12 protein-coding genes and 4 pseudogenes are annotated in these 14,456 nt (G+C 68.5%); 4 read left to right on the top strand and 12 right to left on the bottom strand.

Going from position 1 to position 14,456, the window contains the following annotated elements; translation table 11 throughout:
• Positions 1-27 precede the first annotated feature (27 nt).
• Positions 28-1,062, top strand: coding sequence for an IS110 family transposase (locus tag OG252_RS44750; RefSeq protein WP_329343484.1), 1,035 nt, complete (start codon positions 28-30; stop codon positions 1,060-1,062).
• A gap of 305 nt (positions 1,063-1,367) precedes the next feature.
• A pseudogene (locus OG252_RS44745) lies at positions 1,368-1,493 on the top strand (IS630 family transposase); the annotation flags it as partial.
• On the opposite strand, the gene OG252_RS44740 reads toward OG252_RS44745, so the two are convergent.
• From OG252_RS44740 to OG252_RS44705, 8 genes and pseudogenes are all read right to left on the bottom strand, one after another.
• A complete protein-coding gene (locus tag OG252_RS44740) occupies positions 1,494-1,961 on the bottom strand; it encodes a GNAT family N-acetyltransferase (protein WP_067444711.1) in 468 nt (155 codons plus the stop codon).
• Between the two features lie 355 nt (positions 1,962-2,316).
• The gene (locus OG252_RS44735; RefSeq protein ID WP_329343482.1) at positions 2,317-2,541 is read right to left on the bottom strand and encodes a hypothetical protein; all 225 of its coding nucleotides are present in this window, start codon (positions 2,539-2,541) and stop codon (positions 2,317-2,319) included.
• A 24-nt stretch (positions 2,542-2,565) separates the two neighbouring features.
• Positions 2,566-3,789 carry an FAD-dependent monooxygenase gene (locus OG252_RS44730; protein ID WP_329343480.1) on the bottom strand — a complete coding sequence of 408 codons (1,224 nt, stop codon included), beginning with the start codon at positions 3,787-3,789 and terminating at the stop codon, positions 2,566-2,568.
• Between the two features lie 86 nt (positions 3,790-3,875).
• Complete coding sequence (locus OG252_RS44725) at positions 3,876-4,115, bottom strand: hypothetical protein (protein WP_329343478.1); 240 nt, start codon at positions 4,113-4,115, stop codon at positions 3,876-3,878.
• A 67-nt stretch (positions 4,116-4,182) separates the two neighbouring features.
• Positions 4,183-4,317: pseudogene (locus tag OG252_RS44720) on the bottom strand (IS630 family transposase); the annotation flags it as partial.
• Positions 4,318-4,587: 270 nt separating this feature from the next.
• Positions 4,588-6,033, bottom strand: a complete 1,446-nt coding sequence (locus OG252_RS44715; protein ID WP_329343476.1) for a nickel/cobalt transporter — start codon at positions 6,031-6,033, stop codon at positions 4,588-4,590.
• Between the two features lie 3 nt (positions 6,034-6,036).
• On the bottom strand, positions 6,037-7,020 hold the full coding sequence (locus tag OG252_RS44710; protein ID WP_329343474.1) for a DUF3500 domain-containing protein: 984 nt from the start codon (positions 7,018-7,020) through the stop codon (positions 6,037-6,039).
• A gap of 389 nt (positions 7,021-7,409) precedes the next feature.
• Positions 7,410-7,574 (bottom strand): annotated as a pseudogene (locus OG252_RS44705) (transposase); the annotation flags it as partial.
• A 401-nt stretch (positions 7,575-7,975) separates the two neighbouring features.
• Between OG252_RS44705 and OG252_RS44700 the strand changes: the two are divergent.
• The gene (locus OG252_RS44700; protein ID WP_329343472.1) at positions 7,976-8,185 is read left to right on the top strand and encodes a hypothetical protein; all 210 of its coding nucleotides are present in this window, start codon (positions 7,976-7,978) and stop codon (positions 8,183-8,185) included.
• A 206-nt stretch (positions 8,186-8,391) separates the two neighbouring features.
• Here the strand turns inward: OG252_RS44700 and OG252_RS44695 are convergent, their stop codons facing one another.
• On the bottom strand, positions 8,392-9,525 hold the full coding sequence (locus tag OG252_RS44695) for a peptidoglycan recognition protein family protein (RefSeq protein ID WP_329343470.1): 1,134 nt from the start codon (positions 9,523-9,525) through the stop codon (positions 8,392-8,394).
• Between the two features lie 469 nt (positions 9,526-9,994).
• Positions 9,995-11,488 carry an MFS transporter gene (locus OG252_RS44690; RefSeq protein WP_329343468.1) on the bottom strand — a complete coding sequence of 498 codons (1,494 nt, stop codon included), beginning with the start codon at positions 11,486-11,488 and terminating at the stop codon, positions 9,995-9,997.
• 271 nt (positions 11,489-11,759) lie between these two features.
• Here OG252_RS44690 and OG252_RS44685 point away from each other — a divergent pair.
• A pseudogene (locus tag OG252_RS44685) lies at positions 11,760-11,993 on the top strand (TetR/AcrR family transcriptional regulator); the annotation flags it as partial.
• Positions 11,994-12,426: 433 nt separating this feature from the next.
• Here the strand turns inward: OG252_RS44685 and OG252_RS44680 are convergent.
• Both OG252_RS44680 and OG252_RS44675 read right to left on the bottom strand, forming a co-directional pair.
• On the bottom strand, positions 12,427-13,095 hold the full coding sequence (locus OG252_RS44680) for a response regulator transcription factor (RefSeq protein ID WP_329343464.1): 669 nt from the start codon (positions 13,093-13,095) through the stop codon (positions 12,427-12,429).
• The gene (locus OG252_RS44675) at positions 13,092-14,456 is read right to left on the bottom strand and encodes a sensor histidine kinase (RefSeq protein WP_329343462.1); all 1,365 of its coding nucleotides are present in this window, start codon (positions 14,454-14,456) and stop codon (positions 13,092-13,094) included. The genes OG252_RS44680 and OG252_RS44675 overlap by 4 nt, the downstream gene beginning before the upstream one ends.

Below are 14,456 nucleotides of genomic sequence, written 5' to 3'. Positions count from 1 at the left end.
CATACGAGCTCGGGAAGGAGGCCCGGGATGTCTGTCTACGTCGGGATCGACGTACATCGCAAGAGGTCGCAGATCGCCGTCGCCGACCAAGGCGGCGCAATCGGTGTGAACAGGAACGTGCCCAACGGGCGGATGTCGGTACTGGGGGTGATCGGGGATCTTCCGGCGGGTACCCCGGTGGCGTTTGAGGCGGCCTTCGGCTGGGGCTGGCTGGTGGAACTGCTCCAGGAGCACGGCTTCGAGCCGCACCTGGTCCATCCGCTGCAGTGCAAGGCCATCGCCTCGGCCCGGCTGAAGAACGACAAGGTCGACGCGGCCACCCTGGCCCACCTGCTGCGGGCCGACCTGCTGCCCGAGGCATGGATCGCCCCGCCGCCGGTCCGACAACAGCGGGCCATACTGCGACACCGGACCCAACTGGTCCGGCTGCGGACCCTGTTGCGCAACCGAATCCACGCCGTACTGGCCGATCACGGCTGTGACCGGGGAACCAGCCGCAGCTGCTGGAGCGGCCCCGGACGGGTGTGGCTGGACCAGCTCCCGCTGCCGGCAGCCTCCCGCACGGTGGTCACCGATCTGCTGGAGCTGATCGATGCCGTGCAGGTCCCCATCGACCGGCTCGACGCCGAGCTGACGGCCGCGGCCAGGGCCGACCCGCGGGTGAAGGTCCTGACGACCCTGCCGGGAGTGGGACCGCTCACCGCCCTGTTCCTCCTGGCCGAGATCGGCGACATCCACCGGTTCCCCTCCGCCCGCAACCTTGCTTCCTGGGCCGGACTCACCCCCACCGTCCGCGGCTCGGACCGCACCGTCCGCTACGGCCACATCTCCAAACAGGGCGATCCATGGGTGCGCTGGATCCTCAGCGAAGCGGCCCAGACCGCCAAACGATCCCCGCAGTTCGCCGCCTGCTACCAGCAGATCGCCCACCGCCGCGGCAAAAAGATCGCCACGATCGCGATCGCCCGCAAACTCCTCACCCGCGCCTGGCATCTGCTCGTCCAGTACGACGCCTGCCAGCCGGACACCCGTCCGGTCCGGGAGGCAGCCGAAAGCCGATGACACCACCACACTTCCTCCCCGAGAGGTTGCCGACCCCGGGTGCGCTCGCGTCAACGCATGAGCCGGCCCCGCCGCGCTCGACTACCTGAATGAGCAGCCCGGACCCCGGACCAGGGTCATGGCGCCGGCCCGGCAGCGGTGCACGGAGCCGAATGGGTGCGTGTGAGACCTTCTCCGCCCGACCTACCTCCGGGGACCACCGACAACCCCCGGCCGAAGAGACACAGCCTTTTCCCCGCCCAGCACCAGCCGTGAGCACACTGGGCCAGGCAGTTGTCTGTCCTTGACAAGCCCGGCCCTCATGGGTGCGCTGGCGCAACGCCAACGCCCGCCACCCCGACGTGCTCGCCGCCCAGCGCAAGGAACGCGCCCGCATCCGAAGCGAGAGAGGCATCCGCTGGGGAGGCCGACCTCTTCCAGCAGCAGCTTGATCAGACAGGAACTTCAAATATGACTTCGAGGCCGTCTTCCTCGTCCCATTGCTCTCCGACCTCCACAAAGCCAAACCCCGAAATCGTGGCCAGGGATGCGGCGTTGTCAGGACTGATCGTCACCCGCACGGTCCCGACTCGGGCTTCGGCAACGGCCCGATGCACCAACGCGGTCAGCATCGCCCTGGCGTAGCCCTGACGACGGTAGACGGGGACCACCGAGTAACCGAGCTCCACCATCCCCGCCTCATCCGGCGGCCCATGGAACCCGGCATACCCCACGACGGCACCTTCCGGCTCGGCCACCACAATCTCAGTGAGCCACCCCGTGTAACCCGGGTCCGAGGTCAGCTGATTGACCCGATACTGCCACACCCACTTTGCCGTGTCGGTGACGAAGTACTCGGTGAGAGCGACACCTGCTTCGGCACTCGCGCGAGCCAGGTCGTCCTTCAGCAAGGCCCTCATGGTCGTGCTCGACAACTCAACAAATCGCACGGACTTCGGGCTCGTGGGTGCCGGGGTCCGGCGCTCGACTTTGTCTGTCACAGCTCGAATCGTCGTGGAGAGTCCAGGACGTGTCCAACTGTTTCCACAGTGGCTGATGCATGCCCCGACCAGATCGCGCCCCATCCACTCGTCCCTACCTGCGCCCCGGTGAACCTTCCCGGTCAGAGCACTAGGGCGGCGCCCGCTGAACGCCGCCCTAGCCAGAGAAGGCGCCGCTCGACGACTTCGCCCGGGCAGGCCGCACCTACCACCCCAACTTGACCAGGTCGCCGTCGAGGAAGACCTGCACCATGGTCGAGCGGTCTGCGGCCGATCAGTTTCCGGGTACGGAGCAGTGGGTGCGGCCGGCCTTGATGCGGGTCTCCGGGCCGACGGTGGCCGTCGACCAGCGGGCCAGGGTGAACAGGGTGGGTGGCAGCGGCAGCAGGGAGGAAGCCTCGACCGCACTGAACACTGCCCTCGGGACGGCCCCGCCCAGCGAACGGCACTGCCAGCGCCCGACGACCTGCTCAGCGCAGGTGACGGCCTCGGTCTGCATGTGCTCGACCGAATGAACTCCTGGTCATGCGGCGGCGAGGTCCTCATTGCGGATGCGCATCTGCTTGCTCTTCGCCACGAGCCGGCTCAGCATCGGGCTGCCGAGGAGCACCCGCCGGAGGCGCATGGACACCGCGCGACGGCGCTGTTCGGCTCGGGTGCTGGGGGTGAAGGTGATCCGGTTACTGACGCCGGTCTTTTGGTAGGCCCCGATGTAGGGGCGCAGCTTGGCCTCCCAGGCTGTCAATGCCGCCTCCAGGTCGCCGGGGTGGCGCTGCAGCATGATGCCGAGGAGGTCGGCCCCGGCGATACCGCTGGTGGCGCCCATGCCGGAGTAGAGGGAGGGGCACCAGGCCGCGTCGCCGACCAGGACGACCCGCCCGTGGTGCCAGCGCTCCAGGCGGGCCTGTTCGACGGAGTCGAACAGGTACTCCTTGCTGGATTCCAGCACCTGCACGGCGGCCTCCATCATCGCCCCGAGCGGTTCGGTGCCGTAGACCTCGCGGATGCGCTGAGCGGCCGGCTTGGTGAACTCGGCGTCGACGTCGTCGGTGCGGTAGGAGAACAGCACGGTGGAGGGGCGGTCGGAGAAGGGGAAGACCCAGAACGAGCGGCCCGGTTCGGCCAGGATCGCGCCCTCGCTGCGGGGGAGACCGGGCAGATCGTCGGGCAGTGCGAATGCCGCGATCATGTAGTTGAGACGGTGCAGGTACTTCTCCGGTGGGCCGAAGGCCAGCTTGCGCACGGTGGAGCGGAGCCCGTCGGCGCCGACGACCAGGTCGAAGCGTTCGCTGCGGGTCGTTTCGTCTGCGGTGTTGCGCAGGGTCACCGTCACGCCGTCGGCGTCCTGCTCGATCTGCTCGGGCACGGTGGCATAGCGGACCTCGACCTCGGTGGGCAGTGCGTCGAAGGCCGCTCGTTCGACGTCGCCGCGCATCATCATCCACGGGCCGTCGGGGATGTCGCCGAAGCCGACGCCCGGCTGGCGATGACCGGCACGGTCGACCTCGTAGATCACGCTCGGGTTCGGAATGCGGTTGTGCAGACCTTTCAGGATGCCGAGCCGCTCGGCCGCGAACCGGCCGGAACCGAACATCCCAATGAAGTAGCCACCTCCGCGCCGGGTGGCCGCCTTCTCGATGACGACCGGGTTCCAGCCGGCCTTGTGCAGGGCGATCGCGGTGGATATGCCGCTGATGCCGAGCCCGACGATCAAGGCCCGAGGTGGAGATGTCTGTGGAGTGGTCATGGCGAACAGGTACGTCCCATCTGGTCTTCGGCGCATCCCGGGGGGACCTTGCCAAAATGTGAAGCAACACTACATGTAAAGTTGTGTCATGTGTCAACTCGTGGCGATGGACGAGGGGCCGTGATGTGGCGGATGTCTGCCGCGGCATTCCCGTCGGCGTGATACAGGCGCAGCATCCAGGCGGTGTTGCCGCCGTTGCGCTGCAGCAAAGTGCCGAGCAGGTCTGTGCCGACCAGGGCAGTGGAGGCGCCCATGCCGGAGTACAGCGTCAGGCACCAGGCGGAATCGCCGAGCAGGACGACGCGGCCGGTGTACCAGGTCTCCATCTCCACTTGGTGGACAAAGTCGAAGAGGTAGTCGTCCCCCTGCTCGAACTGCCCGAGGAAGTGCTCCAGAACGGGCCCGGTCGGTTCGGGGCCGAAGGCGCACCTTGTGCCGGCCTCCGCGTTCGGCCCACTGCCGGCCGGGATGGGGCTGCAGGTTGAGCGGCCCGAACTCGTCCATGCGGAAGACGACTTCGGGCTCGCCGACCCCCTGTCGATCGCATGTCTTGGGGGGGGACCGGATGCGGAGGCATCGACAGACCGCTGATTAGCGCCTCTGTGTGTCAAGCGACTGCTGCGAGTTGGTGTCGGGCAGCCGCACGAGCGCCGCCGCCCGGGGGGCGATGATCGTAGTCCTCGAGTTCGAGCTCGACATGCCATCCGACTGCGGTGTGCGTCAGGACGATCACCTCCGGGACCACTGCTTCCAGAGTGTTCCTCCGCGTCCGCCGCCGCACGGTTCGGGTCAGATGTCTTACGTCAGAAGTCCGTTTATGCCGTTGATCGCGATGGTCAGGCCGAGGACGGTCACGACGGCTGCGGAGAGGACCGGCAGCCAGTGGACCATCGGGCTGTGGCCCGGACGCCGGAACCGCTCCAGCCTGGTACGGGCACTGACCAGAATCAGCCCCAGCCCGACCAGCACGCCGGCCAGACCCACGCTGAAGGCGACGATCATGGCCAGGCCCAGGGCCGTGCGGTTGAGGCCGATGGCCAGCAGGAGCACGCTGAGTGCTTCCGGGCACGGGATGATCCCGCCCGAGACGCCCATGGCAGCGAGGCCGCGGAAGGTCGAGGGCATCGCCGGCGGCGTCGGTGATACTTCCTCGGGCGCCGGGGCGACGAGCGTCACCCCTGGTTCATGCTGGTGGTGATGCTGCTCGCCGGGCCCGTGACGGTGATGGTGATGCCCGTGCTCGTGCCCGTGTCCATGGTCGTGGCCGGGGTTGTCGCGGTGGCGCCACCGGCGCAGCAGCAGGCGTGCGCCGAGGACGAGCACGACGGCCCCGGCGCCGATCTCCAGGGTCGGGACGAGGACCTCGGGGACGACGAACTGCCCCGCGAAGAGGACCGCCGTACCGAGCGCGATCACGGAGGCCGTGTGCGTGACGGTGATGACCGCGCCCAGGACGACCGCCTGCCTGGGCGTACTGTTCGCGCCGACCAGGTAGGAGGCGAGCAGGGCCTTGCCATGGCCCGGTGTCAGAGCGTGGAAGGCGCCGAGCAGGGCGCAGGTGCCGATCAGCAGGAGCAGCGCCCAGGGCGACGACAGCGGGTCGCGCAACGCGTCCAGCATCGCGCCGCTCCCGTCCTCCGGGGCCGCCGCTTTCTCCTCACCGGTGCTTCCGGCCGCCGAGGCACCCGCCCCACCGAACGTGAGCGTCATGGTCCGCCCGTCGTCGGCGCGCTCGAAGCCGCTGGGGCGTACAGGGTCGGCGGACGCGACCAGCACATTCGCCTGGACTCTCGTACGGGCGTCCGGGTCGAAGTCGTTGGTGAACTCCACCTCCCCGCTTCCGGACGGCAGTTCGGCCGTCAGAACGACGGTCACGGAACCGCCCGCCGCAGCGATCAGCTCGTACGGGGGGTACTCGCTCCCGGTGACCGTCAGCTCGACGGCCCGGCCGTCCACGCGCAGCCCGAGGGCCGAGGTCACGCGGTCCACGTGGGCGGCCGTTTCGCGGGCGCCGAACTCCTGGTCGCCGTCGGTGTCGACGGACTCGGCGAAGGCCGGTGCCACCAGCACACCTGGTGTGAGGGCGAGTTCGACGTCGAGCCGGGATGTGGTGGGCGTCAGGTACACCTGCTGCACCACCTCGTCGTTCGGGTGCGCCTCGGCGGGTATGGCGGCGAGGCCCGACCCGGCGACGGCCAGCGTCACGGCTGCCGTCCACCGGGCCAGGCGGCGTGTGAGGGCCACCGGCTAGTCCTCGGCGCCGTAGTCGTTTCCGTTCTCCCGGTACATGGAGTGGATGTGGTCGGTGCCGCGGGTGGTGCCGGGCCCGGCTTTCGCGTGGGCGAACTCGATGGTGTAGGACGGGCTCTGCACCCGGTAGTAGATCAGAGCGTCGCTCTCGGTGGAGCCGGACCAGGCGAAGTAGGTGTCCTTCAGGTTCTTCCGCGCGTCTATCAGCTTGGTCCTGGCCTGCTCGTCGTTGAGTGTGGTGAGCCATTCATCGACCAGGTCGAGCAGCAGTTTCTGCTGCTTGGCGGACATGGCAGAGGCCTTGAGCCCCTCGGGCTCCAGGGTCTTGCCGTCCTGCCCCGGGCCCAGAATCATCTCCTCGACGGGGGTGTCCAGCTCGGCCGTGTCGAACTGCACGTCGGTCAGCGACTGGGCGACCGCGAACGCCTTCCCGGTCTCGCCCTTCATCGGCTCGACCTCCTGGCCGTCCTTGTCGTAGAACGCCGGCTGGGCGCCCCAGTGGGTCGGGCCCAGCGTCATTTTGCCCGCGGTCATCGTGACGTTGACGGCCAGGTGGTGGCCGCCGTACTGGATCGTCCACTGCCCGGTCTCGGACGGTTCGCCGAGGATCCGGATCCAGTAGTGGTCGGCGCCGTAGTCGTAGGGCAGCTCGGCCTGCTCCGCGTAGACGCCGTCCCCGTACGTGATCTGGTTGACCTGCGCATAGCCCTCGTCGCTGAGCGCCGCCGCGAGGATCTTCAGGACCGCGTCCTGCTGCTCGGCGTCCAGGGTGTCCATCCGCAGTCCGGCGCGCTCGAAGAGCCCGTCGGGAAAGTTGTGCCAGTGCGCCAGGTTGGCCGCGGTTCGCTCGCCCTGCACGGAGGTCTTCTGCGAGTCGTCCAGGGTGGCCAGGAACTCCTCGGTGGCAGTGAGGACCTGCGCGGCCGCTCTGCCGCCCGTGCGGTCGGCGTGGGACAACGCGGTGACGGAGTTCGAGTTCATCGAAGCCGACGATCCGGATGCACCGGACCCGCAGGCGGTGACGAGCAGGAGGACGGCGGCGGCTCCCACCGCGAGACGGTGGTCGCGCGCAGCGGATCGGCGCCGGACGGAATCAAGGTGACGTGAGGGCACGGGTGGTTCTCCAATGGTGCGGGAGTTGGTGGGGGGCGCGGAGGAGTTTCAGAATGGCGGCGGGGGCGGCTGAAGCCGCACAAAACCGCGCGGAGCGGGCCGAGTTGTATGCCCACTGACGTTATGCCGCGATCATGGTGAGCGCTGTTTGGAACGTCAAGGGAACATGGGGCGGAATTCGGTCCGGAGAAGGGCCCCGGAATAGGCACATGTCAGAACATGGGGCCGCGTTTTCCCTGGTGATGGTCGACGAAACTCTAAACATATTCACAGGGTGGTGAGAGGTAGCGGCGGTCGAAGACCTGCCATTCGTCGTGGAGTTCGGCCGGCATCGCGGCGGCGAGTCGGTCGAGGGCGGCGGAGTTGGGGAAGACCTGCACGACGTCGGTGCGGCGCTTGATCTCGCGGTTGATCCGCTCCAGCGTTATCTCGAGTTCGCTCGTTAATGAAGTTCGTGACCTGCGGGTTCGTGTCTCGGACGGTGTCCACGACCATGTCGAGGGTGGCCCGGATTGAGGTGTCAGCATGGTCCGATCGTTCTCGTTTCGCGATGTTCCGTGTGTCGCCGGGCTCGTTGATCGCCGAGCGCCAGGGCAAGTTGATGGCGAAGGCGCTTGTTCTCCTTGGCGAGTTGCCGATTCCGCTGGTTGGCCGATCTGATGGCGTCCCGCGTGGTGGTGTAACCGATCACCGTGCGGGTGTGCGCGGGCGGATGCCTGGGGCGTGCACCCAGTGACGGTCTCCGCTCCCTGCGCATGAGGCAGGCCACCGTGCAAATCTCCCTGGTGAACGGCCAGTTCAACCCTGGAGGTGCCCGATGGCCTTGTCCCAGTCTGGCCTACAACGCCTGCTGGAGTCACTACGCACGGCGGACTGGATCGAGCTCGTCCGCAACGTCGCCGAGCGCATGCCGCAAGAGCTGATCGAGGCCGAGCTCAGCGGCCGGATCGGCGCGCAGTGGAACGAGGGGGACGAGTCTGGAGCCTCCAGCGAACTGCACCCGTCGGAGGCGACCGTCCGCCAGCGCCGGTAGCACACTCCCGGAGTGCCCGGTCGTCCCACGAGCCCGGCCACCGCCGCGCGCGGCCGCCCCTTCGCCCCCCCGTGCCCCCACCCCCTGCCCGGACGCACACCCCGACCGCGAAGTCGGCCGCCCGCCGAGGGCGTGATCCAGGGCCCTGACCGTGAAAGAGGGCCGACGACCGTCGCCCCCTCAGCACCGTCCTGCGTCAGCCAAGATCAGGAAGATGTACCGGCGGCCGCCGTGCGGACCTCGCCCAGGAGGTCGTACATCGTCTGGCCGGGGCACTCCGTCTGCAGCCAGTCGCGGTGACCGCTGATCGCGTTCACGTCCTTCGTCACGCCGTTGACCGGATTGACGAAGGTGACCTGCGCCTGCGGGTCCAACCCCTTGTAGCGGGCGATCATCTTGACCAGGCGGATCAGCGAGTCCTTGGCCGCGTCCGTCGGCGGCTGACTGGTCAGGTCGCCGAGGAGGGCGATGCCGAGGTTGCCGGAGTTGAAGCCCGCGGTGTGGAAGGCGGTGACGAGGTTGCCGTCCTTGTCGAAGGCCGGGATGCCGTCGTCGCCGGAGTAACGGCCCTCGTAGATGGTGCCCGCCTCGTCGATGAGAAAGTGGTAGCCGATGTCGCCCCAGTCGAGGGTGACCGCGTGGTACTCGTAAATGCCGCGCACGGTCGACGCCGGGTCGGGGTCGTCGTTCAGGGTGACCGTGTGATGGACGGTGATTGTCTGCAATGCGTAGTACTTCTCGGGGGAGTTGACCTTCCCGTCCTTGTACCGCTTCGACTCGTCGGCACCCCACGCCGGCCGTGACAGGTACCGCACGCCGCGCATGCGGGTCGGCTCGGTCGGCACCTGGAAGGTCTTTCCGGCCCCACCGCTGGTGTCGATCGCCAGCGAGCGCACATCGCCCGCGCTCGTCCCGTCCGGCGCCTTCAGCTCGTACGTGGTGGCGTCCCCCGCCGCCACCAACGCCGTGCCGCCGCCTTCGACGGTCGCGCAACCGCCGGTCAGATCCCGCCACGTGCCGGGCGAGGCGGCGCCGTCCGCGAACTTGATCCCGGCGCCGTCCGCCGCGCCGGTCCAGCGCACACCGACGTACGAGATGGCGAACGCGGCACTCGCTTCGGCGGTGCCGGTGGCTGCTTCGGTCCGGGTGGCCGGGAACTTCTGGGGCTCGGTGCCCGGGGTGCCGGACGCGTTGTCGGACGTGCCGGAGCCGGAGTCCGAGTCGGTGGCCGCGAAGACCATTGGGGTCAGAGCGCCACCAACGGCGACCGCGCCCGCGGCGCCGATCACGCCGCGCCGTGAGAGGGGCTGCTTCCTGCGGTGGGAGGGTGTGGGAGTCATTGACACGGAGATGCCTTCCAGATGGCTGTTACTCGGGTCACTCGGGGGAGACCACGCAGCGCGCACTCCGCGATCTGCGACGGCGAGTGCTTGAAGATGAAAGAACCTTACGGACCACTTCGGCCCCACCAGCACCGAGCCAATGAACGGTGGCTTGCCTGTGGATGCCGGACAAATAGGTCCCGGCGTGCCCCTGGGCGGGTTTGGTACCCGAATCAGCGGACGGCCTCGGCGCCCGGCACCAGCCGGGTTCCGCTTTCGTTGGGTATATGTCCTGGTGGCGGGGTAGTTGGTGGTGCTCGGCGAGCTCGGCACCCACCCTCGCCCGCCCGGCCGGCCGGCCCACGCGGATGCGCCAGCCAGCCACCGGTAGAACCGGTAGAAATCGGAACGCGAGACCAGGAGTATCCGGCATGCCCGCCAAACCCGGAGAGTTCACGGTGGCCGGTAGAGCCACCCGACCTGGACCTCACATGTGCACCACCGGTGCGGCATCGGGGTCGGCGACCGGTACGCCACGCCGGTAGAGAACACCGCTGGTGATCAGACCGACGGCGAAGAAGGCAGCCGACCACCAGTAGGCGGTGGAATAGGACTCGAGACTGGCCTGAGCGAGAACGGCCGGGTCCTTGGGGTTCTTGCCGACCAGGTAGTCGGTGGCGGCACTGGCGGCGAGGGTGTTCAGCAGGGCGGTGCCTAGGGAGCCGCCGATCTGCTGCATGGTGTTGACGGTGGCGGAGGCGACGCCGGCGTCCTCGGCGCCCACACCTGCGGTGGCCAGGCTCATGGACGGGGCCATCACCAGGCCGATGCCGAGGCCTGTGAGGACCAGCGGGGGCAGGATGTGCGTGAGGTAGCTGCTGTTCAGGTCGAGGGCGGTCAGCCAGACCAGTGCCCCGGCGGCGAGGCCCATGCCCAGCGACACGACCGGCCTGGGACCGAGGCGGGGGATGAACTTGCTGGTGGCGAGGATGGCAGCGGTCATGAGCCCGGCGACCATGGGCAGGAAGGCCAGTCCCGTCTTGACAGGTGTGTAGCCAAGGCTCAGTTGCAGGTAGTAGGTGAGGAAGAGGAAGACACCGAACATGCCGGCGCCGGAGATCAACAGGGCGATGAAGGAGGCTCCCCGGTTGCGGTCGAGCAGGATACGCAGGGGCAGCAGGGGGTGGGGCGAGCGGGTCTGCCACCAGGTGAACGCGACGAGCAGGACCGCACTGGCCAGCAGGAGGCCCCAGGTGGCCGGGGAGCTCCAGCCGTGGCTCTCGGCGTTGGAGAAGCCGTAGACCACGCAGAACAGGCCGCTGGTGACCAGGACAGCGCCGGGGATGTCGATCTTGACGTTCTTGTCACGCGTGGTGCGCTGGAGCAGCAGTGCACCGCCGGTCACGGCGACGACGGCGAAGGCGAGGTTGACGTAGAGGGTCCAGCGCCAGTCGAGGTATTCGGTCAGCACTCCGCCGAGGAGCAGTCCGATGGCGCCGCCGGAGCCGGCGATGGCCCCGTAGATGCCGAAGGCCTTGGCGCGTTCCTTGGGGTCGGTGAAGGTCGTGTTCAGCAGGGACAGCGCGGCCGGGGCGAGCAGGGCACCGAACATGCCCTGTCCCGCACGGGCGGCGATGAGCATCTCGAAGCTTCCCGCGGCACCGCCGAGGGCGGAGGCACCGGCGAAGCCGACCAGGCCGACCAGGAAGGTCATCTTGCGGCCGAAGAGGTCGGCGATGCGGCCGCCGAGCAGGAGCAGACTGCCGAAGGCGAGCGCGTAGGCGGTGACGACCCACTGCCGGTCTCCGTTGGAGAAGCCCAGGTCCTGCTGCGCGGAGGGCATCGCGATGTTCACGATCGTGGCGTCCAGCACGACCATCAGCTGGGCCACCCCGATGACGGCGAGGATCCACCAGCGATGACTGGGTGATTTCTGGCCTGACGGAAGGGAGGTGGTTATTTCGGCAGGGGCGTTGGGCATGGCGAAACTCCAGAAACGTGGGACAGGAGGGCGGAACGGGCTCCGATAGATCAGCTCTTCACGCGGTCCGGTCGCCCGGCACAGCCGGTGAGCCAGCGCCGCTCGGTGTGTTCGACGCGCCTGGGTTGTTTGTCGACCCGTGGGGTCAGCCACTGCAGACAGCAGCTGCGGTGTCCGCCCACCAGGAGAGCGTCTGACATCTGTCAGATTAACTGTATTCTGACAACTGTCAAGTAGCCCTTCGCCCTGGGATGGCCTTGGCCAGTGCGGAATGGAAGCCTTCGCGGAGCTGGGGTACGACCGTGCTTCCGGGCGCGAGCCGACCCGTCGTCTGGGCGTCAGCCACAACTTCATCAACGACCGGTACGGGTCCAAGGCGGCGTTCTGGCGTGCGGTGATGGACGCTGCCCTGGGGGCGCTCTGGGCGGGTCTGCCGCAGGTGGATCCCTCGGTCGACGATGCCGAGCGTCTTTGGCTGACGATCACCGGCTCCTACCGGTCCGCCGTGGTTCGCGTCCGGTGAGGGTGCCGAGGCCGATCTCCCGCTGGAGGGAGCGAGCGATGCGTTATTCACGGACGGCATCGATGAGTGCGCGTGTCAGCCTGGGGGTGATCAGGGCACCTGCGGCTGCCACCACGCGGACAGCCGCCGTCAGGTCGTCCGGGGACGCGTCGTCGCGCCTGCCCCGGTCGCTGGCGCCCAGTGAGCGGGAGGGCTCCCTCCTCGCATGCTCGCACCCGTGCCACCGGCGGCACCGTACGACGACCAGGTCGGGCTCGGCGGTCAGGAGCACGCACAAGGCGGGGCGCTGCACGAACTGGTCGTTTGACGATGAGTACGGAGACCATGCCTGTCTTCTCCATGCTGGGTAAGGGGGCATGCCGACGTCATCGACGAGACGAGCGCCGGGAGCCGGCCAGCTTCGGGGCGCTCCCGGCTATGACCTGGCCCTGACCAGCCCGGCGTCGTACGCCATGATCACGGCCTGGATCCGGTCGCGCGCCCCGATCTTGGTCAGAACGTGGCTGACGTGCTTCTTCACAGTGGACTCGCTGAGGACGAGCCGCTCGGCGACCTCCGTGTTCGTCCAGCCCTGACCGATGGCGACCAGGACCTCGCGTTCGCGTTCGCTGAGGGTTTGCAGTCGGGGGTCCTCTGGGGCGGAAGTGCCAGCTGGAGCGAGCACCTGGTGGGCGTAGGCGTCCAGCAGACGCCGGGTGAGGCGGGGGGCCACGACGGCGTCACCGGTCGCGACCGCGTGGATGCCCGCGACGAGCTCCTCCGGGCGGGCGTCCTTGAGCAGGAAGCCGCTGGCTCCCGCCCGCAGGCCTTCATACGCGTATTCGTCCAGGTCGAAGGTGGTCACGATGAGCACTCGGGTACGGCCGCCGGCGGCGATGATCCGACGGGTTGCCTCGATGCCGTCCATGCCTGGCATGCGGATGTCCATAAGCACGATGTCCGGTCGGAGTTCGGCGACCATGCGGACGGCCTCGGCACCGTGCTCCGCCTCACCGACCGAGGTCAGGCCCGGGGTGCCCTCGATGAGCATGCGGACACCCATGCGCTGGAGAGGCTGGTCGTCGGCGATGAGAATGGTGGTCATGGCAGGTGTTCTCCTGGTGCCGACGGGGCGGGTGCGGCAGGTACGTCGAGCACGACCTCCACGGTCCAGCCGTGTCCCGTCCCGCGTGGGCCGATGGTGGCGGAGCCGCTGTACATGGCGGCCCGCTGACGGATGCCGACCAGGCCGTGGCCGGGGTCGTCGAGCTGGGTTCCCCGCTTCGCTCGCGGCGGCGCCCCCGGCGGCACCCCGGTGTCGGCGACCCGTATCCGCACCTTGCCCGAGTCGGCGGCCACGGTGACTTCGGCGGTGGAGTCCCTGCCCGCGTGCTTGAGCGTGTTGGTCAGGGCTTCCTGGACGATGCGATAGACGCTGAGCTGTACGCCGCTGCCCAGTGGGTCGAGGTCGCCGACGGTTCGGTAGGTCACCGTCAGTCCCGCTGCGCGCACTCGAGCCAGCAGGGGATCCAGATCACGGATCCCCGGCTGCGGGCTGAGCATCGTCACATCGTCCTGCTCCTCACGCAGGACGCCCAGCACCCGGCGCAGCTCGCTCATGGCCTGGCGGCCGGTGTCGCCGAGGATGCGCAGGGCTTGGGCGGACTGCTCGTTGTTGTTGGCGGCGAGGGTCGCGGCGCCGTCCGCGACGCTGACCATGACGGAGAGATTGTGGCCGACGATGTCGTGCATCTCGCGGGCTACCCGGGAGCGCTCGGCGGCGGCGGTGAGCCGGACACGTTGTTCTTGTTCGATCTCCAGACGCCTGGCACGGTCCTCCAGCGCCGCCAGATACATCTGGCGGATACGGAGCGTCAGGCCTACGGCAGTGGCCGCCGTGATCGGCGCCATCAGGTAGAAGACACCGAGTAGCGGATCGTCGACATACGCCGGGACACTGACGGCCACCATCACACTGGTGGCAGCCATCACGAAGGCCCAGCCCAGCACCCGCAACGACCCTTGGCGTGCCAGGGTGTACAGGGCGACGAGGAGGCCCATGTCGGCCCGCAGCCACAGGCCCAGCGACAACTGGGCCAGGAACACCGAAGCGATCACGAAGAAGGTGAGGGCCGGAGCCCTGCGCCGCCACCACAGGGGAATGGCGAGTGCGGCGGTGAAGGCGAGCGGGACGGCGGACGGCAGCTGGTCACGGGAGTCCGCTTCCCTGAGGGGAGAGTCACCGCTGTCCCAGATCAGGTCGGGGATGCTGACGCACACGACGATCAGCACCACCGCGGTGTCGAGCAGCCACGGATGCCGGCGGTCCAGCCGCTTCCGGTCCTGATGGCCGCGCCACATACGCCCCAGGACGGGGTGCGTCCAGGCGGCGTCGAACCCAGGGGGCGGCGGCAGCGCCGCCCCCTGGTCGGTGTCCGCGGCGGCTGCCGCGCGTTCCGCGCTCAT

Source organism: Streptomyces sp. NBC_01352 (assembly GCF_036237295.1).
Classification (GTDB): Bacteria; Actinomycetota; Actinomycetes; order Streptomycetales; family Streptomycetaceae; genus Streptomyces; species Streptomyces plumbiresistens.
This window is presented reverse-complemented; position numbering and strand designations above follow the sequence as displayed.

What these genes read in the sequence shown, in the direction of transcription:
- OG252_RS44750 (WP_329343484.1), top strand. Translation starts at nt 28, where the DNA reads ATGTCTGTCTACGTCGGGATCGACGTACATCGCAAGAGGTCGCAGATC.
- OG252_RS44740 (WP_067444711.1), bottom strand. Translation starts at nt 1,961, where the DNA reads ATGAGGGCCTTGCTGAAGGACGACCTGGCTCGCGCGAGTGCCGAAGCA.
- OG252_RS44735 (WP_329343482.1), bottom strand. Translation starts at nt 2,541, where the DNA reads ATGCAGACCGAGGCCGTCACCTGCGCTGAGCAGGTCGTCGGGCGCTGG.
- OG252_RS44730 (WP_329343480.1), bottom strand. Translation starts at nt 3,789, where the DNA reads ATGACCACTCCACAGACATCTCCACCTCGGGCCTTGATCGTCGGGCTC.
- OG252_RS44725 (WP_329343478.1), bottom strand. Translation starts at nt 4,115, where the DNA reads ATGGAGACCTGGTACACCGGCCGCGTCGTCCTGCTCGGCGATTCCGCC.
- OG252_RS44710 (WP_329343474.1), bottom strand. Translation starts at nt 7,020, where the DNA reads ATGAACTCGAACTCCGTCACCGCGTTGTCCCACGCCGACCGCACGGGC.
- OG252_RS44695 (WP_329343470.1), bottom strand. Translation starts at nt 9,525, where the DNA reads ATGACTCCCACACCCTCCCACCGCAGGAAGCAGCCCCTCTCACGGCGC.
- OG252_RS44690 (WP_329343468.1), bottom strand. Translation starts at nt 11,488, where the DNA reads ATGCCCAACGCCCCTGCCGAAATAACCACCTCCCTTCCGTCAGGCCAG.
- OG252_RS44680 (WP_329343464.1), bottom strand. Translation starts at nt 13,095, where the DNA reads ATGACCACCATTCTCATCGCCGACGACCAGCCTCTCCAGCGCATGGGT.
- OG252_RS44675 (WP_329343462.1), bottom strand. Translation starts at nt 14,456, where the DNA reads ATGAGCGCGGAACGCGCGGCAGCCGCCGCGGACACCGACCAGGGGGCG.